Origin of the sequence: Streptomyces sp. NBC_00996, from assembly GCF_045162675.1 — a bacterium.
Classification (GTDB): domain Bacteria; phylum Actinomycetota; class Actinomycetes; order Streptomycetales; family Streptomycetaceae; genus Streptomyces.
Genome location: NZ_CP108723.1, coordinates 10402186 through 10425082, shown reverse-complemented (window position 1 = coordinate 10425082; position 22897 = coordinate 10402186). Strand labels below are relative to the sequence as shown.

18 protein-coding genes and 4 pseudogenes are annotated in these 22897 nt (G+C 69.9%); 11 read left to right on the top strand and 11 right to left on the bottom strand.

Features of this window, described 5'->3' with window-relative positions:
- Window positions 1-79: 79 nt before the first annotated feature.
- On the bottom strand, window positions 80-871 hold the full coding sequence (locus OG390_RS48310) for an SDR family NAD(P)-dependent oxidoreductase (RefSeq protein ID WP_406177010.1): 792 nt from the start codon (window positions 869-871) through the stop codon (window positions 80-82).
- 365 nt (window positions 872-1236) lie between these two features.
- Between OG390_RS48310 and OG390_RS48305 the strand changes: the two genes are divergently transcribed.
- Together OG390_RS48305 and OG390_RS48300 are read left to right on the top strand one after the other, a co-directional pair.
- On the top strand, window positions 1237-1842 hold the full coding sequence (locus tag OG390_RS48305; RefSeq protein ID WP_406178307.1) for a TetR/AcrR family transcriptional regulator: 606 nt from the start codon (window positions 1237-1239) through the stop codon (window positions 1840-1842).
- Window positions 1843-2514: 672 nt separating this feature from the next.
- A complete protein-coding gene (locus OG390_RS48300; protein WP_406178305.1) occupies window positions 2515-3750 on the top strand; it encodes an MFS transporter in 1236 nt (411 codons plus the stop codon).
- Here the strand turns inward: OG390_RS48300 and OG390_RS48295 are convergent.
- Window positions 3705-3946 (bottom strand): annotated as a pseudogene (locus tag OG390_RS48295) (hypothetical protein); the annotation flags it as partial. The gene OG390_RS48300 and the pseudogene OG390_RS48295 overlap by 46 nt on opposite strands.
- 330 nt (window positions 3947-4276) lie before the next feature.
- Here OG390_RS48295 and OG390_RS48290 point away from each other — a divergent pair.
- A pseudogene (locus OG390_RS48290) lies at window positions 4277-4430 on the top strand (IS701 family transposase); the annotation flags it as partial.
- 497 nt (window positions 4431-4927) lie between these two features.
- On the opposite strand, the gene OG390_RS48285 reads toward OG390_RS48290, so the two are convergent.
- Together OG390_RS48285 and OG390_RS48280 are read right to left on the bottom strand one after the other, a co-directional pair.
- The gene (locus OG390_RS48285; protein WP_406177008.1) at window positions 4928-5824 is read right to left on the bottom strand and encodes a YegS/Rv2252/BmrU family lipid kinase; all 897 of its coding nucleotides are present in this window, start codon (window positions 5822-5824) and stop codon (window positions 4928-4930) included.
- A gap of 72 nt (window positions 5825-5896) precedes the next feature.
- Window positions 5897-7495 carry an FAD-binding oxidoreductase gene (locus OG390_RS48280; RefSeq protein WP_406177006.1) on the bottom strand — a complete coding sequence of 533 codons (1599 nt, stop codon included), beginning with the start codon at window positions 7493-7495 and terminating at the stop codon, window positions 5897-5899.
- Window positions 7496-7568: 73 nt separating this feature from the next.
- Between OG390_RS48280 and OG390_RS48275 the strand changes: the two genes are divergently transcribed.
- The 5 genes and pseudogenes from OG390_RS48275 to OG390_RS48255 all read left to right on the top strand — a co-directional run bounded on the left by OG390_RS48275 (window position 7569) and on the right by OG390_RS48255 (window position 11530).
- Window positions 7569-8168, top strand: coding sequence for a TetR/AcrR family transcriptional regulator (locus OG390_RS48275; RefSeq protein WP_406177005.1), 600 nt, complete (start codon window positions 7569-7571; stop codon window positions 8166-8168).
- A complete protein-coding gene (locus OG390_RS48270) occupies window positions 8165-9778 on the top strand; it encodes a glycerol-3-phosphate dehydrogenase/oxidase (RefSeq protein WP_406177003.1) in 1614 nt (537 codons plus the stop codon). The genes OG390_RS48275 and OG390_RS48270 overlap by 4 nt, the downstream gene beginning before the upstream one ends.
- Before the next feature lie 112 nt (window positions 9779-9890).
- Window positions 9891-10358 carry a MarR family winged helix-turn-helix transcriptional regulator gene (locus OG390_RS48265; RefSeq protein WP_406177002.1) on the top strand — a complete coding sequence of 156 codons (468 nt, stop codon included), beginning with the start codon at window positions 9891-9893 and terminating at the stop codon, window positions 10356-10358.
- Between the two features lie 168 nt (window positions 10359-10526).
- Window positions 10527-10877: pseudogene (locus OG390_RS48260) on the top strand (MFS transporter); the annotation flags it as partial.
- 2 nt (window positions 10878-10879) lie between these two features.
- Entirely contained in the window at window positions 10880-11530 is a 651-nt protein-coding gene (locus OG390_RS48255; RefSeq protein WP_406177001.1) for a cysteine hydrolase family protein, read from the top strand.
- Here OG390_RS48255 and OG390_RS48250 read toward each other — a convergent pair.
- Both OG390_RS48250 and OG390_RS48245 read right to left on the bottom strand, forming a co-directional pair.
- Window positions 11479-12090, bottom strand: a pseudogene (locus OG390_RS48250) (PAS domain-containing protein); the annotation flags it as partial. The gene OG390_RS48255 and the pseudogene OG390_RS48250 overlap by 52 nt on opposite strands.
- Entirely contained in the window at window positions 11981-13000 is a 1020-nt protein-coding gene (locus OG390_RS48245; protein ID WP_406176999.1) for an aldo/keto reductase, read from the bottom strand. The gene OG390_RS48245 and the pseudogene OG390_RS48250, both read right to left, overlap by 110 nt.
- Window positions 13001-13171: 171 nt before the next feature.
- Between OG390_RS48245 and OG390_RS48240 the strand changes: the two genes are divergently transcribed.
- On the top strand, window positions 13172-13762 hold the full coding sequence (locus OG390_RS48240; RefSeq protein WP_406176997.1) for a TetR/AcrR family transcriptional regulator: 591 nt from the start codon (window positions 13172-13174) through the stop codon (window positions 13760-13762).
- Here the strand turns inward: OG390_RS48240 and OG390_RS48235 are convergent.
- Complete coding sequence (locus OG390_RS48235; protein WP_406176996.1) at window positions 13734-14105, bottom strand: hypothetical protein; 372 nt, start codon at window positions 14103-14105, stop codon at window positions 13734-13736. The two genes, OG390_RS48240 and OG390_RS48235, sit on opposite strands and share 29 nt — an antisense overlap.
- A 673-nt stretch (window positions 14106-14778) precedes the next feature.
- The gene (locus OG390_RS48230; RefSeq protein WP_406176995.1) at window positions 14779-15480 is read right to left on the bottom strand and encodes a nitroreductase; all 702 of its coding nucleotides are present in this window, start codon (window positions 15478-15480) and stop codon (window positions 14779-14781) included.
- A 146-nt stretch (window positions 15481-15626) separates the two neighbouring features.
- Here OG390_RS48230 and OG390_RS48225 point away from each other — a divergent pair, with 146 nt between their 5' ends.
- Window positions 15627-16277 carry an FMN-dependent NADH-azoreductase gene (locus OG390_RS48225; protein ID WP_406176994.1) on the top strand — a complete coding sequence of 217 codons (651 nt, stop codon included), beginning with the start codon at window positions 15627-15629 and terminating at the stop codon, window positions 16275-16277.
- Window positions 16278-16449: 172 nt separating this feature from the next.
- Here the strand turns inward: OG390_RS48225 and OG390_RS48220 are convergent, their stop codons facing one another.
- The 3 genes from OG390_RS48220 to OG390_RS48210 all read right to left on the bottom strand — a co-directional run bounded on the left by OG390_RS48220 (window position 16450) and on the right by OG390_RS48210 (window position 20731).
- Window positions 16450-16935 (bottom strand): MarR family winged helix-turn-helix transcriptional regulator, encoded by a 486-nt coding sequence (locus OG390_RS48220; protein WP_406176992.1) that lies wholly within the window; start codon window positions 16933-16935, stop codon window positions 16450-16452.
- A 167-nt stretch (window positions 16936-17102) separates the two neighbouring features.
- Window positions 17103-18185 carry a sugar ABC transporter substrate-binding protein gene (locus tag OG390_RS48215; protein WP_406176990.1) on the bottom strand — a complete coding sequence of 361 codons (1083 nt, stop codon included), beginning with the start codon at window positions 18183-18185 and terminating at the stop codon, window positions 17103-17105.
- On the bottom strand, window positions 18182-20731 hold the full coding sequence (locus OG390_RS48210) for a SpoIIE family protein phosphatase (RefSeq protein WP_406176988.1): 2550 nt from the start codon (window positions 20729-20731) through the stop codon (window positions 18182-18184). The genes OG390_RS48215 and OG390_RS48210 overlap by 4 nt, the downstream gene beginning before the upstream one ends.
- A 1057-nt stretch (window positions 20732-21788) precedes the next feature.
- On the opposite strand from OG390_RS48210, the gene OG390_RS48205 reads away from it, so the two are divergent.
- On the top strand, window positions 21789-22877 hold the full coding sequence (locus OG390_RS48205; protein WP_406176986.1) for a substrate-binding domain-containing protein: 1089 nt from the start codon (window positions 21789-21791) through the stop codon (window positions 22875-22877).
- Window positions 22878-22897 lie beyond the last annotated feature (20 nt).

Genomic DNA, 22897 nt, shown 5'->3' with positions numbered 1-22897 from the left:
ATCCGCAGGTGCCAGGCAGTTGCTGAGCGGCCTTCCCAGCAATCGGCCTGCACATCGCTCTGATTGGGCTGCCGGTGACTCAGCGGCTCGACCGCTGCGCCGCCACGATCACACCCATGGTCGGCTCTGCCCCCGCCAATCGCTGAACTCGCTCCGAGAATCCCGGGAACTGCGATGCGATCTTGGTGAGGAGCCTCAGTTCGAGCGGAGCGACGTTGATCTCGGCGACATCGCGCTCGATCGCCCGCATCACGCCCTTGACGACCCGCTCCGGCGAAACGGTGCGTACGCCACCGGGTGTCGGTGAACCCGTCTTTGCGAACATCCCCAGGTCGCGTACGAAACCGGGCTGGACGATCGAGACCCCCACGCCCGTGGCATGCAGGTCCTGGCGGAAGGACAGCGAGAATCCCCGAAGCCCGAACTTCGTCGCGGTGTACATGGAGGACGACTTGGTGGCTGCCATCCCTGACAGCGACCCGACGAAGCAGATGTGCCCGCGTGCCGCCGCCACCATCTCCGGAGCGAGCAAGCGCGCAAGCATGGCAGGTGCGCGCAGGTTCACCGCGAGCGCACGATCGATCTGCTCCGGCGTGTAGTCCAGCACATCGCCGCTGGAGGGCAGGGCCGCGTTGGCGATGAGGATCTGCGTGCCGGCGGCCTCCGCAGCGAGGCGCAGCACATCGTCCGGATCAGCGAGATCGGCGAGGATGATCCGGGCACCATGGCGTTCGGCGAGTGGTTCCAGCGCCTCGCGGCGCCGACCCGTGAGAACAAGGTCCGCGCCCCGGGCCGACAGTTCGTCGGCGAGCGACCCGCCGATGCCGCCCGTAACTCCGGTAAGCAGAACGGTTGCCCCAGCAATGTGCACGACTACCCTCCAGTCCTGTTCGTTCGAACGAACAATAGGGAGGACGGATGGTCCTGTCCACCAGTGGTCTCACCGAAGAGTCCGAATCGGCACAGAAGTTGAGAGGGCGTCAGTCCCACCGACGGTGCCGCGGCGTCCTACGCCTTCAGGTGCACCCCATGGACGTCATTCCGGTGCCCATTCAGCGACGTCTAGGTGAGCCGGAGAGCGACCGCAGCACAGTCCCCCGCCACCGCCACCGCCACATCGCAGCGAACCGGGATCGTCTCGTTGACTCGGCCTGCGCCGCCCGTGCGACGCTGATGAGAACGCGGCTCCCCCGCCCCGGTCAGAGGCCGGACAGCTCCGGTGGAACAATGAGCGACATGCCCAAGGCCGCCCTCTCCGCCCCGACGCGTCAGCGCATCATCGCAGCCGTCCTGCAGATCATCGGCGAAGGTGGGATCGCGGCGCTCACCAACCGAAGGATCGCCAAGGAAGCCGGTGTCTCACTCGGCTCCGTCACGTACCACTTCGAGACCCAGCACGATCTGCTGCGCGAGAGCCTGCTGCACTTCGTGCGCGAAGAGGCCCGGCACTTCACCGAGCTGGCCGACCAGTGCCAGACCGAAGGCCTCGACATAGAGGACGCAGCGTCCCTGGCCGGCCAAGTAGCCTGCGGCACAGCGCTCGACAGCGCGCACCTCGCGCCCTTCGAACTGTATCTGCACGCCGGGCGCGACGAACGACTGCGCGAGGCGGCATCGAAAGCGTTCACGGCCTACGACCGGCTCGCCACCCAGATCCTCACCGCCCTGGGCGTCCCGGACGCAGAACGCCTGGCGGCCACGACAGTTGCCGTGGTGATGGGTCTGCAACTCCGGCGCCTGGCGACCGGCAGCCCAGCAGACGACCTGGTCGACGCTCTCCTGCTGCTGACACGGGGAGCTGCCCCCCAGTCACCCGAACAAGGACAAGGTCTCCTGGCGTAACCGAGCACCACTCGCCCGACCCGCCGCAGGCGCAGACCACACGCCTGCAGCGACCCCGCCGCGGGCTGGACTGCCCTCCTCTTCCGGAGCAGAGAGACCCTCGAACAGACCCTGTGCCCCCGAATCCAGGAGGGCCACGGCATACGGTGCGCACAGCAGGCACCGTGCATGTTGATCCATCGACCGACGGATGAGCAAGATCTGCAAGCCGTCACTCGTGGCTCGAGCGGCGCTGGATCATGCCGTAAATCGGTGTCAACGAGACGGCGTGCTCAAGAACATGAGGAAGAAGTCCAGCAAGAGCGCCGAACGCGAGGAGCTGTGGGCCGCGCTCGGCTGCCTCCGGCCCAAGGACACGCTCGTCGTCCCGTCGCCCGGCTCGGCCGCTCCATCAGGGCCCGCGTCGCGATCGTCTCCGGGCTGCGCAAGCCCGCCATCGGCTCACATCGCTCCACGAAGCACTCGACACCACGACCCGCGGCGGACTGCTGGTTTCCACGCCTTCGCCGCCCCGACCCGGAACCCGGGCCACGACCCGGGGTTGATCCTCGCCCAGCACCTGCCCATGCCCTCCACCGGTTCGCAGGAGTACCAACGACGATCAGCAGACGACGGCGGCCGAGCCTCTATGATGTTTGCGTGAACATCCGACGGGACGGGGACGCGCGGAGGATGCCCGTCGGGTTGGTCGCGCTCGCGCTCGGCAGCTTCGGGATCGGCCTGACCGAGTTCGTGATCGCGGGCCTGCTGCCCCAAGTGAGCAGCGACCTGGACGTCTCCGAGGCCGCAGCCGGGTGGCTCATCTCGGGATATGCCCTGAGCGTCGCGATCGGTGCGATCCTGCTGACCGCTGCCACCACCCGCATCCCCCGCAAGGCCGTCCTCGTCGGGTTGGTGGCGTTGTTCGTCCTCGGCAACCTGCTGTCCGCCGTCGCGCCCACCTACACCGTGGCGCTGCTCGGCCGCGTCGTCGCCGCCCTGTGCCACGGCTCTTTCTTCGGCATCGGCTCGCTCGTCGCCCGCCGCATGGTCCCGCCGGAGCGGGCCTCGCGCGCGGTCGCCGTGATGTTCGCCGGGCTGACGGTCGCCAACGTGCTGGGTGTGCCGTTCGGCGCCCTGGTCGGCGAACGCTGGGGCTGGCGCGCCACGTTCTGGGCAATCACCGGGTTCGGCGTGCTGGCCGTGGCCGCCATCGCCGTGTGGGTTCCGGCCTGGGCGGGCGCCGTGGACGAGGCCCACCGGGCGGCCGGCCTGCGCTCCCAGCTACGCGCCTTCCGCTCCCGGCAGGTCTGGCTGACCCTCGCCGCCACCGCCCTCGGCTACGGCGGCATGTTCGGGGCGTTCAGCTACATCGCGTACACCTTCACCGAGGTCACCGGCTTCTCCAGCACCGACGTCGCCTGGCTGCTCATCGTCTACGGCAGCGGCCTGGTGATCGGCAACGTCGTCGGGGGCCGAGCGGCCGACCGCGACCGCGACCGCACGCTGATCGCGTCTCTGGCGGGACTCACCGCCACGCTCGCGGCGTTCGGGCTGCTGGCCGACGGGCGGGTCGCGTCGGTGGTCCTGGTCTTCCTGATGGGCGTCTTCGGGTTCGCCAGCGTCCCCGGCATGATCACCCGCGTCACGGACGCCGCCGGCGGCGCGCCGCTCGCCGCCAGCGCCAACGTCTCGGCCTCCAACGTCGGCAACGCCCTGGGCGCCTGGCTCGGCGGCCTCGCGATCAGCGCCGGCCTGGGCTACTCCGCGCCCCTGTACGTGGGCGCCGCGGTCGTGGCGCTCGGCCTCGCCGTGATGGTGGTCACCGTGCGCACGGGGCGTGCCGTCTCACCTCCGCCGGCCGGCCCTGACCAGGCGGCTGGTTACGCCTGGTTGGACCAGGAACGCCCGCACAGCACGAGCCAGTAGACGGCCGGGGCGGCGGCGGTGACGAAGCGGGCTTCGGCGCGGATGAGCGCGACGAGGTGTGGTGCGTTCACGGCTCGCCGGCGAGCCTGGCGGAACCGACCAGCTCGAAGACCATGCCCAGTCCGGTGGCCCGGCGGCCGGCGCCCTTGGTGACTTTCGTCCGCAGGCGCACCGACGCGAAGGTCGACTCGACAGGCTCTCTTCAAGCCAGGCGCCCGGGGGCGCGCCGACGGCCCGCCCAGCACTTCGAATCCAGGGCGATCGCACGGTCGTCAATGGGGTTCGGAGTCAGGGTGGGCCGCTTCGAGCGCCGCCCGGGGGAGCAACTCCCCAAGCGGTGACAGGAGTACAACACCCAGATGGGGTTGGTGGTCTGCGGGTGGATCCAGTGCTCGGCGGGGAAGTCGAAGAACGCCAGCAGTTCGTCCTCGTCGTCGGTGTTCTTCGGGACGGCCTCGGAGTTCCTGTCGCCTGGCGGGATCCGAGACTGGATCCCGCCTGGTTGCAGTCGCTGTGCGAGGGCCTGATGGCCGACGTGGCGGGCCGGTTCGCCCGAGTGGAACCGCGCCGTCGGGCAAGGCCGTTCGTGCTGGGGCTGCTCGAAGATCTGCCGCGCAAGAACTGCGGGACGCTCGCCGAGCAGGCCGGTGACGCGAGTCCAGTCGGCATGCAACACCCTCAACAGCAGATTCGGAGAGGCAGCCCGAAGGCACCGGGTGAACAACGGGGCGGTACGCGAGTCACGGGCGAAGAGGTCCTTCAGCATCGCGCGGTGCTCACGGTACGGCCGGGAAGGAGTCTCGGTTGTGCTGCTCGGCCATGTCGAACTCTCCGTACCCATCAGGACGCACGCCCGAGCATCGTGGCGGGGCGCGCCCTATAACGTGTCCGATGCCTCGGCACCGGCAAAGTGCGCGCAGAACTGGGCGGAATGCCCAGGATCTACGCGCGCACCGGCCGCCGCCCGCGCCAGGGGGCTCGGCGACGGTCAGCGTCCACGCCGTGAACAGGGTCCTCACCCAATCGGAACACCTCCCCCGACATCCGTGACCGCGCGGAGAGTAGTGGCGATGCGAGGCGCAGTCAACCGCCACTCACCTTCCCCAAGAACTGGGGCGTGGGACAGGCCACAGACGCAGCACCCCAACCACTGGCGCCCGTTGAGCAAGCCCGGTCTTCAGTCCCGGGTCGTTGTACACAGGACGTTGAGCGCCCCGGGCAGCACCCTCGCCGTGACGGGGAGGACGGCTTCGACTTCGCCGTCGGCGCCGTAGGGCACTTCCCGGTCGGCCTCGATACGGATTTCCCGGCCCCGCAGGATCCGGACTTCGGGCCGGCTGACGTGCGCGCCCGTCTCGAGTTCGTTCATCATGGCGAAGAACAGGCGACGCGGGGCCTCGCGGATCATGACAACGTCGAGCAGCCCGTCGTCCACGCGGGCGTCGGGTGCGATGAGGCGACCGGAGCCGTAGTAGCCGGAGTTGGCCGCGACCACCGTGTATCCGCGGTGCGCGTGTTCCTGGCCGTCGACGGTGACCCGGTAGTCCGCCGGACGCCAGGTGGTGACCGCCCGCAGTCCGCCTGCGTAGTAGGAGGCGGCGCCACGCAGCAGTCTCGCACTGTTGGCGTGGCGGTTGGCGAGCGCGTCGACGCCGGCGTACACGCTGCCGAGTACGACGGTGCGATGGTGGACGGCGGACTCCACCTCGATGGTATCGACCGGCCGCGGCTCGTTGAGGAGCAGCACCCGGGCCAGTTCGTCGGGGTCGGTGGGCAGTCCCAGTGCCCTGGCGAAGTCGTTGCCGCGGCCGGCCGGGACCAGGCCCAGCACCGAGCCGGTGCCGCTGAGGGCTCCTCCGATGCCACCGGCGATCCCGTCTCCGCCGACGGCGAGCACCACCCGCCCTCGCTCTCCGGCGCTGCGGGCGAGCTCCTGGGCGTGTACAAGGCTGCGGCTGTACTCGGTCTCCAGCTCGGCCCCCGCCTCCCGCAGCGTTCGGGCCACTCGCAGGAGGGCCGCCGCACCGGTGGATCCGCCCGCGGTGGGGTTGACGACGGCGGTGAACTGTCGCATCGGGGTGCCTCCGAGGCCGTGACGGTTGGGTGGTGGACGGGATCGTGCCGGGAGGGGCGAGGGCGGTTCGGGTCAGTCGGTGGGCAGCAGCACGCCGGGGTTGAGCAGTCCGGTGGGGTCCAGCCGTCGTTTCACGGCCCGCAGGGCCTCGATGCCGAGCGGGCCCGCTTCGCGGACGTACCAGTCGCGGTGGTCGGTGCCCACGCCGTGGTGGTGGCTGATCGTGCCGCCCGCGGCGAGGATCGCCCGGTTGGCGGCGCGCTTGGCCGGGGCCCAGTGCGCCACCGGATCGTCGCCCTGCGCGGAGACGACGGTGAAGTACAGCGAGGCTCCGTTCTCGTAGACGTGGGAGATGTGGCACATGACGAGGGGCGGGGTGCCGGCCTCGGTGAGTGCGGTGGTGAGTGCGTCGCGGACGGACGTGTACAGCTCCGGCACGCCGGACCAGAAGGTGGCGGTCTCCAGCGTCTCGGCGAAGGCTCCCGCGTCCAGCAGGGAGTCGCGCAGGTAGGGGGCCGAGTAACGGCCGTGGGCCCACTTCTCCCCGGGCTCCGCGCCGAGGTATTCGCCGCCGCAGTCGCGCAGTACGGCTGCGGCCCGCTCCCGGCGATAGGTGGTGTCCTCCGCGGTGCCCTCGAAACCGACGATCGCCTGGCATCCGGCGGACTGCTGCGCTCCGGAGCCGCCGATGGCATCGGGCTGGGCGAGGCCGATCAGTGTCTCGGTCTCGTCGGAGAGCCTGAGCACCGTCGGCCGGGGCCCGTCCTGGGCGAGGCGGCGCAGGGCAGCGGTCCCCTCCTCGAACGAGGCGAAGTGCCAGCCTTCGTAGACACGGGTTTCGGGGATGGGACGCAGGCGCAGGGTGACCGAGGTGATGACCCCGAACGCGCCTTCGGAGCCGAGGATGAGCTGGCGCAGGTCGGGGCCGGCCGCCGAGCGTGGGGCGCGGCCGACGTCGATGGTGCCCTCGGGGGTGGCGAGGGTGAGGCCCAGGACCATGTCGTCGAAGCGGCCGTATCCGGCGGACGCCTGTCCGCTGGAGCGTGCGGCGGCGAATCCACCGATGGTGGCCCATTCGTAGGACTGGGGGAAGTGGCCGAGGGTGAAACCGTGTTCGACCAGGAGGGCCTCGGCATCCGGGGCGCGCAGTCCGGGTTGCAGGGTGGCGGTGCGCGAAACCGGGTCGAGGGCGAGCAGGCCGTTCATGCGGCGCAGGTCCAGGGCGACGAAGGGCCTCTGCTGTTCGGGGGCGAGGCCGCCGACGACGGAGGTGCCGCCGCCGAACGGGACGACGCTCAGGCCGTGTTCGGCACACGCACCGAGGACGGCGAGCACTTCGTCATGGCTTGCCGGGAGCACGACGGCCGCGGGGATGTCCTCGACGTCGCCGGCCCGGATGCGCAGGAGGTCAGGGGTGGACTTGCCGCGGGTGTGCCGGACGCGGGGTTCCGCGTCGGTGAGCACATGCGCCTCGTCGCCGCCGACGGCGGCGAGCAGGGTCCGGTGCGCCGCGGAGCCCAGCGGGGAGGCGGGCACGTCGATGTCGGTCAGACCGACCGGTCCGCCGCCCTGCGGTTTCACCCCGAGCAGATCGCGCAAAAGCGAGATCACGGTGTCGGGCAGCGGTGCCGCCTTGGCCGGGTCGCCCCAGCCACTCCACAGTATGTCCATGGCGGTTGTCCTCACCGGTTGTTTCGAGGGATGCCGTCTCCTGCTGCCTCGCAGGGGCGTTACACTGTTACACATGACGCCTATTCGTCACAACCGCGAGGACAGCGATCCGGTGCTCGACGCAGTACGCGACTGCGTCCTGGCCGTCGGTGTCCGGCGCACCACCCTGACCGACGTGGCCCGCCGCGCGGGCGTCTCCCGGATGACCCTCTACCGGCGCTGGCCCGACGTACGTTCCCTGGTGGGCGACCTGATGACGCGGGAGTGGGTGGACGTGGCCACCCGGGCGATGCCCGAGCACCGGACGGGGACCACGGCGCGGACCCTGATCGTCGACGGACTCGTGGCCGGAGTGAAGGCCTTCCGCGCCCATCCCCTCTTTCGCAAGATCATCGACGTCGACCCCGAACTGCTGCTCCCCTACGTGCTGGACCGTCGCGGGGCCAGCCAGGAAGCCCTCCTCGGGCTCATCGCCGAGGGCGTACGGGAAGGCCACGCAGACGGATCGGTGCGGCCCGGTCACCCCGAGCGCCAGGCCCGGTCCCTGTTGCTGCTCGTCCAGTCCTTCACCCTGTCGCTGCGCACCATGACCGACGAGGACGATCCCGACCTGACCCCCGCGGCCTTCCTCGGGGAACTGCGGACCATTCTGGAGAGGACCCTGACCCCATGAGCCCCACCGGCAGCCCGGCCTCCACCACGCCCCCCGCCCCGGCGTCGTCACTGTCCGCCGCCCGCCGTGCCCGCGAGCTGGCCGAGACCTCGGACGGCCCGATCGCCGACGTCCTGGTCGTCGGCCTCGGCGCGACCGGCGCCGGCGCCGCCCTGGACGCCGCCGCCCGCGGGCTGACGGTCGTCGCCATCGATGCGCACGATCTGGCGTTCGGCACCTCCCGCTGGAGCTCCAAGCTCATCCACGGCGGGCTGCGCTATCTCGCCTCCGGCCAGTTCGACGTCGCCCACGAGAGCGCGGTCGAACGCGGCGTACTCATGGAACGCACCGCACCCCACCTGGTGCGCGCCCAGCCGTTCGTCCTCCCCCTCACTCCCCTGGTCTCCCGCGGCCAGGCCGCCCTGTCCTGGGCCGGCTTCCGGGCCGGCGACGCCCTGCGCCTGGCGGCCCGTACGGGCCGAGCCACCCTGCCCGCACCCCGCAGGCTGTCCTCGGTGGAAACCCGGCACCTCGCCCCCGCGTTGCGTACCACCGGGCTCCGCGGCGGGCTGCTGTCCTGGGACGGCCGGGTCACCGACGACGCCCGCCTGGTGACCGCCGTCGCCCGCACCGCCGCAGCGCACGGTGCACGGATCCTGACCCGGGTGCGGGCGCTGCACCTCACCGCGTCCGGGGCCCGGATCCGAGACGAACTCACCGGCGAGGAGGGCACCATCCGAGCCCGCACGGTGATCAATGCGTCCGGCGTCTGGGCCGGCGGCCTGGTCGACGGCATCCGAGTGCGGCCCTCCCGCGGCACTCACCTCGTGCTCCGCTCCGAGTACCTCGGCCCGATGCCGGCCGGCCTGCACATCCCGATCCCCGGGGAGACCAACCGCTTCGTCCTCGTCCTGCCCCAGGGCGACGGCCGGATCTACGTCGGGCTCACCGACGAGCCCGTCGACGGGGAGATCCCCGACGTGCCGGCGGTACCCGAGACCGACATCGGCTTCCTGCTCGACGTCCTGGGCTCCGCCCTGGACGTCCCCGTCCACCGCGACGACGTCGTGGGGGCCTTCGCGGGGCTGCGCCCCCTGCTGGACACTTCGGCGGGAGGCTCCGGCGCGGGCACCCGGACCGCCGACGTCTCCCGCCGGCACGCGGTCCTCACCTCGCCGGACGGCGTGATCACCGTCATCGGCGGCAAGCTCACCACCTACCGGCGGATGGCCGAGGACGCCGTCGACGCCGCCGTCGCCGCTCACGGACTCGGGGCGGGCCCGTCCCGTACCACTTCCGTCCCCCTTGTCGGCGCCGCACCGCAGCACAGGCTCGGCGCGCTGCGGGCACCCGGGCGGCTGATCCAGCGATACGGCATCGAGGCACCGGCCGTCCACGCCCTCGGCGAGCACGACTCCCGCCTGCGCGAACGCGTACTGCCGGGCCATCCCGTCACCCGTGCCGAGCTGCTATGGGCGGCCCGCCACGAGGGCGCGCTCGACGAGTCCGACCTGCTCGACCGGCGCACCCGCATCGGGCTGGTGCCCGACGACCGCGACGTGGCGCAGGACGCGGCACGGGACGTACTGCACGAGGCCCTGGCCGAGCGGAGCACGGACGAACGGACCTGAGGCAGGTCGGGGCGGACCTGAGGCACGTCGGGGCGCGACCTCTGCGGCCCGACGCTCATCATTACTGACATTTGATTGAACAGTCCAGACTGATAAACGTAGCGTTACTACCATGAAGGTGGACGCAGACACAGGCGACGATCACCCCTACTCCTCGGAGTGCGCCGCCGGACTCGCCTCCGCCCTGCGACTGGCGGTGGCCCGGATCACTCGGCGGCTCCGCCAGGCGCATGCCGTGGGCGACGTGTCGCTGTCCGGCGTCTCGGTACTGGCCCGGCTGGCCGCCGACGGGCCGGCCTCGCCCGGGTCACTGGCCGACCTCGAACGCGTGCGCCCCCAGGCCATGGCCACCACGCTCGCCGTGCTGGAGCAGCGCGGGTTGCTCCGGCGAACCCCGGACCCGACCGACGGACGGCGTTCCATCGTGACGGTCACCGACGACGGCCGCGCCATGCTCGCGGCACGGCGCTCCGAATCCGTTCAGCGCCTGGCCGACGTGCTCGACGAGTTCACCCCACAGGAACGGGCCACGCTCGCCGCCGCGCTTCCCCTGCTGGACCGGCTGGCGGAACGCCTGTGAGCGCGCACGGTCCCCAGCACGACGGCGGGCACGCGGACCGCCTCCGCAGTGACGTCTGCGGCTCCGTCCACGGCAGCACGCGCCTCGCCCGCCGCAGCGCCATCCCCGGGCCCCGGCTACAAGTGGGTTGCCCTGTCCAACACCACGCTCGGCGTACTGATCGCCACGATGGACGCCTCCATCGTGATCATCTCGCTGCCCGCTATCTTCCGCGGCATCGGGCTCGACCCGCTCGCGCCGGGAAACATCGGCTATCTGCTGTGGATGATCCTGGGCTACCTGCTGGTGTCGGCCGTGCTCGTCGTCGCCCTCGGCCGACTCGGCGACATGTTCGGCCGAGTCAGGATCTACAACCTCGGATTCCTCATCTTCGCCGGCGCCTCGGTCGCGCTCTCCCTCGACCCGTTCCGGGCCGGAGCCGGAGCCCTGTGGCTGATCCTGTGGCGTGTGGTGCAGGCGTTCGGCGGATCCATGCTCACTGCCAACTCCGCCGCCATCCTCACCGACGCCTTCCCCTCGTCATGGACGTCCAACGCGGAATCGTCGACCGATTCACCGAGGACCCCGCCTACATCCGGCGGCTGCGCCGGGCCGTCGACGCCGCGCACACCGCCGGCATCCCGGTGATCTACGTGGTCATCGGCTTCCGCCCGGGCCACCCCGAGATCAGCCCCCGCAACAAGACCTTCGCGCAGCTGGCGAAGAGCGCCCGAGGCACAGCCGGCGGGTTCACCGAAGGCGATCCGGGAGCCGACGTACACCCGGACGTGGCGCCCGGCCCGCACGACCTGATCGTCACGAAGAAGCGGGTGAGCGCGTTCACCGGCAGCGGCTTGGAGACGGTGCTGCGCGCCGCGGACATCGACTCGCTCGTCCTCACCGGCATGGCAACAAGCGGCGTCGTCGGGGGTGATGACCGCAGGCGGAGGGTGTCCGGCGCAGGCGAACCGGCAGGTGCCCGTGGTGGCATCGACCATCGCCGTAGAGGCAGGTGGTCAACAGAGGGCTGTCCAGTTCCTGCACGGCCTGGTCGAGCTGGGACCAGGAGCTGGGCGGGGGGCAGGTCGAGGTGGGCAAGGGCGCGGACCGTGGTGCGCATCTGGCCCATGACGTCGATGACCGAGACACTGACGCCCACCGGATGGCCGAACCGGTCCTCCATACGGAAGTAGGAGCAGGACCAGACCCGGTCGCGGCCTGGGCCGGCGGGGGTGCCGGCGATCCGGTGGAAGTTCACCACCGGATCGCCGGTCTCCAGCACCCGGCGCATCGCCGCCTCCATCTGCTCGGTGTTCACCCCGGGCAGCACCTCGGCCAGCCGCCGCCCCACATGCCGGGCCCCCGGCAGCCCGTTCATGGCCTCCAGGGCTGGGTTGACCTGTCGAAAGCGCAGCTCGGTGTCAAAGACCGCCAGACCACCGGAGAGCGGGCGAACAGCCCATCCAGCAGCGCATCGGTCCCGCGAGCCTGCCGCACGGCACGGGCGTCGGCGGCCAGCCCCAGAATCACCTCCTCTGCGGGTGCTGGCGAGATGGAGGAAGAGCACCTTCTCGCCGGGCACCTGCGCGATTCTCGCGAACTCGGGAGCTGCGGGAGAGGATGCGGACGCTTCCCTCGGACGATCAGCGGCGCCGCAGTGACGGGTCCAGCAGCGCGGGCGGAGTGTCGTACTTCTCGTGCGCGGCCATGTCGACACCGGGGGCGACGATCGCGTCGAGCGCGTCGAGCACATCGGCGGAGAGCACGGTGTCAGCGGCGGCGAGTTGCGAGTACAGGTGGTCCGGCGTTCGGGGACCGATGATCGCGCTGGTCACGGCAGGGTGCGCGGTCACGAAACCGAGCGCGAGCTGGATCATCGTGAGGCCGGCCTCGTCGGCGACTTCGGCCAGCTGCTCGACGGCATCGAGCCTGGCCCGGTTGGACGGAATGGTGGTGTCGAAGCGTTGCGGCATGAACGTTGAGCGGCTCGTGGTGATGTCCTGTCCCTCGCGGATCGCACCCGACAGCCAGCCCGAGGCCAACGGGCTCCACACCAGCACGCCAAGTCCGTACTCCTCAGCCACGGGCAGCACATGGGTCTCGATCCCGCGCTGCAGGATCGAGTAGCTGGGCTGTTCGGTGACGTATCGGCTCAGGTGATACTCGCGGGCGGCCCACTGCGCTTGCACGATGCGGTATGCGGGAAAAGTTGACGAGCCGAAGTAACGGATCTTCCCGGCGCGCTGCAGGTCGGTCAGAGCCGCCAACGTCTCCTCGTCACTGGTCCTCGGGTCCCACCGGTGGATCTGGTAGAGGTCGACGTGGTCGACACCGAGACGGCGCAGGCTGTCGTCGAGTGCGGTGACCAACCAGCGGCGCGAACTGCCCTGATGGTTGCGCTCGTCGCCCATCGGCATGCTCGCCTTCGTGGCCAGCACGATGTCGTCGCGTCGGCCGGCGATGGCCTTGCCGACCATCTCCTCGGACTGGCCGTCGCTGTACATGTCGGCGGTGTCGATGACGTTGATCCCGCCCTCGAGCGCGGCGTCGACGATGGCGGTGGCCTCGTCCTGGGTGGTGCGCCCGATCGCGCCGAAGTTCATCGCGCCGAGTGCGAGCGAGCTGACCTGCAGACCGGTGCGGCCCAAGGTGCGGTACTGCATGACCGTGTTCCTCCATTGCGGGTGAAGCGTGATGGAAAGGCGTGGCTTGGTGAAAGGTGTGGCTTGGTTGTCGCGCCCCTGCTCTGGCATCATGAGCAAACGGAACCCTGTTCCGGAAACATACGGAACGTTGTTCCGTTTGACAAGCTCGTTTGCGGAGGGAGCGGCGCGGTGAAGGACAAAGACGAGGGCGCAGGACACGCAGCCCAGTCCAAGCGGGCGGACGCCCGGCGCAACAAGGAGACGCTGCTCGACGCGGCCGCAGCGGTCTTCGTCACGTCAGGCGTGGAAGCGCCGGTACGCGACATCGCGGCCAAGGCCGGCGTCGGGCTGGGCACGATCTACCGCCACTTCCCGACACGAGCGGATCTCATCATCGCCGTCTACCGGCACCAGGTCGACGCCTGCGCCGAGGCCGGTCCAGCCCTGCTGGCGACCAGCGCAACCCCTCACGCTGCACTGGGGCAATGGATCAACCTGTTCGTTGATTTCCTGGTCACCAAGCACGGCCTCGCCGCCGTGCTGCAGTCCGACGACGCCGGCTTCGACACGCTGCACACCTACTTCCTCGACCGGCTCGTGCCCGTGTGCGCCCAACTGCTCGAAGCCGCAGCCGGCGTCGGCGAGATCCGCTCCGACATCGATGCATACGCACTCATGCGCGGCGTCGGGAACCTCTGCATCGGCGCGGAGAACAATCCCCGCTACGACGCACGTCGACTGGTCGAACTCCTCATCGCAGGACTACGCCGACCGCACTGACAACCGGCCGGACAACTGATGAGGGCCGGCCGCCTCGGGGCGCGATCAGCGCGGGAGGCGCCACTGCGCGCAGTAGCTCCCGCAGCAGCTGCGATCCCGCCGCCCGGACACCGAGCAGGCGACGGTCGACCAGGTGAGGCCGCTGCCGCTTCGTGAAGTCCCGCCCCGGATTCGTGATGCGCCCGTCGGTCGCCATGACCACCACGTCCGCCTTGTACGCGCGCCGCGCCGTGCCGCCGAGCGCCTGCAGATCAGGCGTACCCGCCGCGGAGCCGCGGTCCCCGCCACGGCGGTACTTCCACGGGATCACCCCGCGGCGCCCGACAGGATCCGTGACCTTCATATCCGCCCGAGACCGCCCCCGACACCGACCCGCATCGCGCCCCGACAACCGTTGCGCCGCAACAGCTTCCGGACCGCGTTCTCGAACTCGCGATGGTGCAACGCGTCGAACTGCGCCAGCACGTACCGCAATTTGCACGCCCGCACCCGCTGCCGACGCGACGGCGCTGAAGACGCCGGTACAGCCAGCCACCGCCAGACCGCCGTTGCTCCGGAAAGCGTCGCCCAGGGATCAGGCCTGTTGGGGGACTCGGAACAGATACCCATGGGCGCGGGTGACGTGGTCGCCGTGACCTGGCCGCTGGGCGACCTGTCCCGCGCGGGCGAGCCGACCCGGGCCGGTCAGCGCCTGCTGATCAAGGACAAGGACCTGACACGGGTCAAAGCGGCGGCCCGCACCGCGAGTTCGGGTTCATGGACCGATGGCGCGGCCACGTACCAAGTGACACCGCGCCCCCTGCTGCCCGGAGAGAAGTCGTGCACGGACGTCTCCTCCCGACACCGGCTTCGGCTTCGGCTTCGGCTTCTTGGGCACGGACGCCGGCCATATGGGCCAGGGCCGCCAGGGTGATGCGCCGGGCGGCGGTCCAGGCGTGCGGCCCGACCGTCCTCTCGGACCACGAATCGACCTGCTCGACCGTCAGCTCATCAGTACGCAGTCCCACCCACGAGCATCAGCCCACCCCTGCACGCCACAGGCGGTGGCCGCACTGGCCCTCGACGAACGTGACTGTCTCGTCGAGCGACGCCCGGCCCGTGCGGGCGTAGTCCACCGTGACGTCCTCGAATCCGATCGACATGCCACAGAAGAGGATGAGGTCGTCCGGAGGTGAGAGGACCTCCGCGACGGTCTTGTGAAACTTCGCCCATGCCATCTGCGGGCAGCTGTGCAGACCTTCGGCGCGGAGCAGCAGCATGACGGTCTGCAGATACATGCCGGCGTCGGCCCATTGGGCCGGGCCCAGGTCGCGGTCGATGTAGCAGAACAGGGCGGTGGGCGCGCCGAAACAGTCCCAGTTCGCGGCAGCGGCCCTTTGGCGCGCCTCGATGTCCTCGCGCGCAATGCCGAGTGCGCCGTAGCGCTGCTCGCCGAAGGCGGATCGGCGCTCGCGGTACGGGGACTTCAGTGCGGGAGGGTACATCTCGTACTCCGGCTCGTCCCAGGGGTCGCCGGTGACCAGGCGCTCGCCCGCGCGCTTCTTGACTTCGGCCAGCGGCGCGCCGGTCAGCACGTAGGCGTGCCACGGCTGGAGGTTCGATCCGGACGGTGACCAAGCCGCGGCGGTCAGCACGCGCTCCAGCACCTCCCTCGGGACAGGCCGGTCGGTGAATCCGCGCACCGCCCGTCGGCTCGTGACCGCCTCATAGGCGTCCAAGATTGCCCACCTCCACTGCTCAACGCGTGCGACTTTGTTTCACTCACGATAGTATCATTCAATACCATCTCGTGTTTGACTATCGTCGAGTACGAATCCTCAGCCCCTGGTTCCCCGCCTCGGGCACCACGTTTTGGAGAAAGTCCATGGCCACGTTGCTGCACATCGACTCGTCCGCATTCCCCGGCGAGGCCTCGTCGTCCCGTTCGATCGCGAGCGCCTTCCGCAGGGCCTGGGAGGAGCAGCACCCTGAGGGCACGGTGATCTACCGCGACCTCGCCGCCACCCCTGTCCCGCACATCACCGCCGACGCCTGGTCCGCCGGTTACACCGCCCCGTCCGAGCGCACGCCGGAGCAGTCCGCCGCATTCGCCGCGCGCGTGAAGCTCATCGAGGAGCTGGAGCAGGCGGACGCCGTCCTGATCGGCGCCCCCATGTACAACTACGCGATTCCGTCGACCCTCAAGGCGTGGCTGGACAACGTGCTCCTGCTGGGCCGCACCGCGGGCGAGACCCCCTCCGCCCAGGGCACCCCGGTCATCGTCGTCGCCAGCCGCGGCGGCTCCTACGCGCCGGGCACCCCGCGCGAGGGCTACGAGTTCGTACAGAACTACCTGGAGGCCGTCCTCAAGGGCACGCTCGCCCTGGACCTCGAATTCATCGTCCCGGAACTCACCATGGCTCCCCGCAACCCGGCCATGTCCGAACTGGTCCCCCTCTACGAGGCCTCTCGCAAGCGTGCCTTCGAAGACGCAACCATCAAGGCCAAGGAAATCGCGGAGCGCTTCGCCGCGTAACCCCCGGGCCATGGACGCCGTGTGACGCCTCGCCCCAGGACGTCACACGGCATCCTCGTCGCCTGCACCCTCTCCGACGGTGACGGTGGCGCACCCCTGGGGGCCGGCGGCTTGGCGCGGAAGACGGCGACGAAGCGTGCCCACGCGGCAGGCAACCGGAACACGGGCGTGCTTACGCCTCACTGTCTGCGGGGTAGGCGAACCGGGTCAGCAGGTCCGTGAGCTGCTCGGGCTCGCCGGGCCCCAGTTCGGCAACCAGGCGCTCAGCCAGCGGCTCGGCCGCCACATGGGCTGCGTCGAAGAGCTCGACGCCCTCAGGTGTGATCTCCACCGCCCGCACCCGCCGGTCCCCCGGAACGCTCTTGCGTACGGCCAGCCGCTTACGCTCCAGGTCGTCCACGACCCGCATGATTCCCGCCTTGTCCGACCCCGTCGCCGAAACCAAGTCCCGCTGCACGGTGGGCCCACGGTCGACCAGCACGATCAGCACGGCAAAATGCCGCAACTCGATGCCGAGCGGCCGAAGCGCCTCCTCCATCACCGCGGCCGCGCGCCAGTGCGCCCGGCGCAGCAGCAGGCCGAGAGCGAAAGGCGAGGCATCCCCGGGGCGGTCGGTCACGCGCGAGGCGGTGGTTCTGCGGGGTACGTCGGCGGGCATGACGGCATATTACCAGCAATCCTTTCATTCGATACGGTATCGTTTGAAATTAAATGCGGCTACGTCTACCGCGGCCGGCCCATGCGACCGCCGTCCGTGCACCTCGCCGCTCACCCCAGGGCGGACGTCGTCTGCCGCGATCGGGCCGTCCCGGCGACCGGTCCTCGTTACCGGGCGAGTCCGGCTTTGTAGCAGGCGGGCCTGAACTCGCGGGTGCAGATCCGGTTGATGGTGTACACGCCATCCTTGACGAGTGTCTGCTTGATGTTGCCGACCGTCACCGCGCGCGGAGTGAGCAGGACGGACGGGATGCGCTTGGTGGTGGGGCTGTCGATCGTCGTCGTGGCGACGTCGCGGAGATCCTCGCCTCGCCCCAGGGCGACGGCCATGGTGACGGCTGCGACAGCTTCTGCCCGGAACGGTTTGTACACCGTCATGTACTGCTCACCCTTGATGATGCGCTGCACAGCGTCGAGGTCGGCGTCCTGGCCGGTGACGGGAGGGAGCTTCCCGACACCAGCGCCCTTGAGAGCGGAGATGACACCTGCGGCTATGGAATCGTTGGCCGCCAGGACACCGCCGATCCTGTCCGGGCCCAGGGCCGCGATGGCTGCGGACATATTGGCATGGGCTTTCTCCGAGCTCCAGTCCACCGTGTCGTACGACCTGGCGATCTTCACCTTGCCTGTGATGACGGACATGGCGCCCCTCCTGAACGACGCTGCGTTGGCGCTGGTCGGATCGCCGTTCATCATGACAACGTTCCCGCCGTTCGCCTTGTCGCCCATGCCTTTCAGGAGCGCCTCGCCCTGGAGCCTGCCGACCTGCGCACCGTCAAAACTGACATAGCCCGAGATCGGGCCTTCGGCGAGCCGGTCATAGGCGACGACGGGAATACCCGCCTTGTCCGCCTCCTGGACCGAGGAGCGGAGTGCCCTGGTGTCGGCGGCGTCGAGGATCAGGACCCTGACCCTCTTGGTGATCATGGACATCACCTGTTGCTGCTGCCGCCCCGCGTCGTTCTCGGCGTTGGCGTACTCCAGGGTGCAGCGGGGACACAACTCCTTCAGCCGCTTCTCGATCAGCGGCTTGTCGGATTGCTCCCAGCGGGGAACCGCTCGGCTCGGGAGCAGCAGACCGACGGCGAAGCTGTCCGTTTCCGCTCGGCCGTCTCCTCCGCAGGCGGCCAGGGACATCGTCATGAGCCCCGCGACGATCGCCGCGACGGCGGGGCCCGTACAGGTCCTCATCGCAGACCCCCCAGCGCCAGGCGGGGCCCCGGGTCCGCGGGAGTCGGCTCGCGCTGCGGCACAACGAGTTCGCTCCACACCTGCTTGCCGCCGGCCACCGGCACCGTGCCGAAGGATTCCGACATGGCTTCGACCAGAAGCAGGCCGCGGCCGCCGGTCGACTCCCAGTCCACGATCACGGGCTTGGCAGGCGCACGCGGCGAGGAATCGCTCACGCAGACTCGCACCCGGTCCCCACGGAGCGTCAGGTCGAGGCGGACCGGTCCCTGGGTGTGCACCAGGGCGTTGGTGACAAGTTCGGACACGACCAGCAGCACCGCATCGGCTGCTTCTTCGACTTTCCATCGCCGCAGAGTGCGCGCGGTGAAACGGCGGGCGTGCATGACGGCGTCGGGCAGCCGCCACACCACCCAACCGGCCCGTATCGGCCGGGTCTTCATGCCGTCGTAGCGCAGCAGCAACAGTGCCACGTCGTCCTCGCGACGGCCGACGTCGCCGAGCAGTTCGTCGGCCATCAGCCCTGGATCCGCCGGATCCGCCGCAGCGAGCGCGGTGCGCGTCCGATGCATACCCTCGTCCAGGGGCAGGTCGACGGCCTCGACCAGGCCGTCGGTGACCAGGGCCAGCACACTGCCGGGGGCCAGTGCGACGGCGGTCATGGGGAATTCCGCCTCCGCGGAAACGCCCAGCGGGAGCCCACCCTCGACCTGCAGCTCCTCCGTGGTGCCGTCGGGATGACGCACCAGCGGTGACAGATGGCCGGCCCGGACGAACAGGATGTTCCCCTCCTCCATGTCCAGTTCGGCATAGCAGCAGGTGGCGAACAGATCGGTCTCCATACCGATAAGGAGGCGGTTGGCGTGCGAGAGGACCACGTCGGGCGGGTGCCCCTCCACCGCGTATGCCCTGACCGCGGTACGCATCTGACCCATGATCGTCGCGGCTCCGGCACTGTGTCCTTGCACGTCACCGATGACCAGCGCCACCCGATCCTCGGAGAGGGCGATGACGTCGTACCAGTCGCCGCCCACCTGCAACCCCCGCCTGGCGGGCAGATAGCGGGCGACGGCGGTCCCCCCGGGCAACTCGGGGAGGCTCCGGGGCAACAGACTGCGCTGCAGCATCGTCGCGAGCTCCTGCTCGGCATCGTGCGCGTGCGCACGTTGGAGGGCCTGCCCGACCACCGCCGCGGTAGCCGTCAGCAGGGACCTCTCCTCGGGGACGAATTCGTGCGGCTGATCCCAGCCGACCAGGCACACGCCGACGACCCGGCCCTTGGCAGGAAGCGGCAGGACGGCCAGACCTCCCGTGCCGATGCCTGCGAGTCCGGGCTCAAGGGCTGTGCCTGCGGGCCACAGATCCATGCGCCCGTCCCGCAGAGCCAGTTGAAGGGTGGGCAGGGCGCTGACCGGTACGTCGGGCCACTCCGAACGCCACGCGGAACGCCACTGGGAACGCCATGTCTCCGGCCAGGCGGCGGGCTGTGGCGGGTCGAGCACGCTGATCACGAGCCGGTCGTCCTGCAACTCGGCGAGCGCCACCCGGTCGGCGCCCAGCGGCTCACGCAGCACGGTGACCACCACTCGGCTGACGTCAGAGATCGTTGCGGCATCATCGAGTGCGGCAGTCAGCCACTGGATCCTGGAAACGTCATCGGCACCCCGGCGCAGGAGCGAGGTCGCCGTCACCATGCCCAGCACCTGCACCGGCCGGTCGTCGGTGCTCTCCACCACCCGGCAACTCAGGCTCAGCCAGCGCATTTCGCCAGTGGGACGGCGGACTCGGAACTCCAGCTCCCGCCGGCCGAACGCCTCGGTGGACGGCCCCAGGACCGACATCAGCGTGGGCATGTCCTCCGGGAGGGCGTGCGCGAGCAGGGTGTCCGCCTTGCCGTCGAAGTCGTGCGGCGTGATACCGACCAGCTCGAGCAGGGTCTCGTCCACCTCGATCAGGCCGGTGTCCGGCACCAGGACGAACGAGCCGACGCGCAGACTCCGCAGGGCGGAACTCAGCAGCGACGACGGCATGGGCCGGCCGGCCTCGGCCTGGAGTACACCGGTAACCGCGTCGGCGTAGCGCTCCAGGAAGCGCCGTTGCTCGGCCTCGAAGGCGTCCTTGGAAGCGCCCACGACGACGAGGCAGCCCAGCCGCCTGCCCTCCCTCCGGAGTGGCAGCGCACCGAGCGACGCCTCCGCTCGCAGCGGCGTCGGCCCGCCCTCGGAGAAGGAGGCGAGTGCCGCGGGACTCAGCCACAGAGGCCGGTCGGTGCGCAAGGCGTGCGCCGCGGGTGACCTACCGGAGAGAGGCAGACGCTCCGGAAGGCCGTACTCGGGAGAAGCGGCGCCTCCGGCCGTTTCCACCAATCGCAGCACTTCATTCCCGACGCCGACGACATAGACCGCTGCCAGCGCCACTCCGGCGAACGTCAGAGCCCGATCACTCGCGGCGGCCCCTGACACCGGAGGCGATGAACCGGTGTCTGCGGCTTCGGCCTCGTTTGCCCGCGGATCCGAGACCTCGGCCCGGGCACGGCCGTCATGAGGCATGTCCGCAACCAACCTCCCGTCCATGCCGCAGGTGCGACAGGTTGAGATCGGGGCACCCTTCAGGTGGAGATCGGGCACCCTTCTTCCAGGGTGGCATACAAGGGCCAACCGGACAGATCCGCTTGATTGCCCTCGACACCAGGCCCGGGCGCCGGATCCGGGGTCCTCGTACGTCGAGCCGAACGGCGAGGGTCCCCTCGGTGCAGGGCGGAACGACCCTCGAAGTGGCGTTGCATGCGACGCCAGGACGCCCCCGTCCGTCCCCTCGGATGTGTCAGATGGTGCAGTGCGGACGGCGGTGCTGCCGATGACCCGGCCGCGAGGCAGCAACCCGCTCCGGTGGAGGGTGACCCACTGCGGCAAGATCGCTTCGGGGCCCCGAGTAGAGCCACGTTCGGAGGATGTACGGGCCCAACAGCGCTGGTCGGAGCCGCTGCGTTCGCAGATGACCGCAGCCGGTGCCACACTGACGACGTGGTCGTCTTGCGACGTCCGCGCGGTCCGTTCGGCGAACGTCGGGCGTCGGCACCGCGGCCGGCTGTCGGCTGCTGGATTTCTGGCCGACACGCGTGGCCCGGTGAGAAGGCCGGGTTGTCGCCATGCTCAATGAGGGATCCACCGGTGCCGGGCTGGTCGGGCCGAGTCTCCGCCTCGCCAGGGCGGGCGATGCCGCCCCGCAAGCGCCGGAGCCGCAGCTGCCCGTGAAGGCAGGGACAGGTGTGCGCCTGGATCTCCATGCCGACGCGGGCACCCGGCACTCAACACGGCCTGAGCCGTCGCGCCACGTAGTACGTGGCCCAGGCGGTCCGACCCCCCGCACACGCACCTTGACACCCGCGATGCACGTCGAGCGGCCTCCCCACGCGCGCACCGTGCCGGCCGGCCCCGACGGGAGACGCCGGTGTGGCCCCGCTGGTCCTCCATCAACCGGCCGCCCACCACCCGGCGTACGCCGACGGGCCGCAGCACCCAGACCCCATACCCGATGCGGGCCAGGCACGGACAACCGTGCGCGCTCCCTGACCACACGCAGGGGAAAGACAAGGGAGGTCTCTCCATGAAGACCTTCATACGAGACGCGGCCATCGCCATGACCGTCGCCTCGACGGCCGTTGCTCTCGCGGCCTGCGGGTCGGGCGCAGGGAACGACCCCCACGGGGGAAACACGCCGAGAATCGGGCTGCTGCTGCCGGACGCCATCACGGCTCGCTGGGAGACACAGGACAGGCCCCTGCTCGAGAAGAAGATCAAGGAGCTGTGCGACGACTGCACGGTCGAGCACGCCAATGCCAAGAACGATGTGGCCACCCAGCAGGGGCAGATGGACTCGATGATCACCAAGGGGGTCGATGCCATCGTGCTCGTGCCCGTCGACGCCAGATCGCTCGGCCCCTCGGTCAGGAAGGCGCACGCGGCAGGCATCCCGGTCATCTCCTACGACCGTCTCGCCGAGGGCCCGATCTCGGGTTATGTCTCCTTCGACGGCGAGGAGGTCGGCCGCCTCCAGGGCAGGGCACTGCTGAAGGCCATGGGCGACAAGGTGCCCGGCGCCCAGATCGTCATGATGAACGGCGATCTCAGCGACCCGAACGCGGTGTCGTTCAAGAAGGGCGCACTGTCCGTGCTCAAAGGGAGAGTGAAGATCGGCAAAGCGTACGACACGCTCCGGTGGAGGCCGGCGACTGCGAACATGAACATGTCCGGCGCGATCTCCGCCCTCGGCGCCGACAACATCGACGGGGTCTACTCCGCCAACGACGGCCTCGCCACCGGCAGCATCTCCGCCCTCAAGGCGAACAAGGTCCACCCGCTGCCCCCCGTCACCGGGCAGGACGCCGAACTCGGAGCCGTGCGGCATATCGTCGCCGGCGATCAGTACATGACCGTCTACAAACCCTTCAGACTCGAGGCTTCCGCCGGCGGCGCCATGGCCGTGGCCGCGGCACGCGGTGAAAACCTCGACCGGGTTGCCACGGGCACGGTGAGGACCCCCAGTGTGAAGGCGGTTCCGGCCGTCATGCTCACCCCGGTGTCCGTGACCGTCGCCAATATCAAGGACACCGTGGTGAAGGACGGCGTGTACACGATCCAGCAGATCTGCACCCCCCAACTCAGGGCCGCCTGCAACAAGGCCGGGCTCACCTGACAGGCCGTTTTGACCAGGTC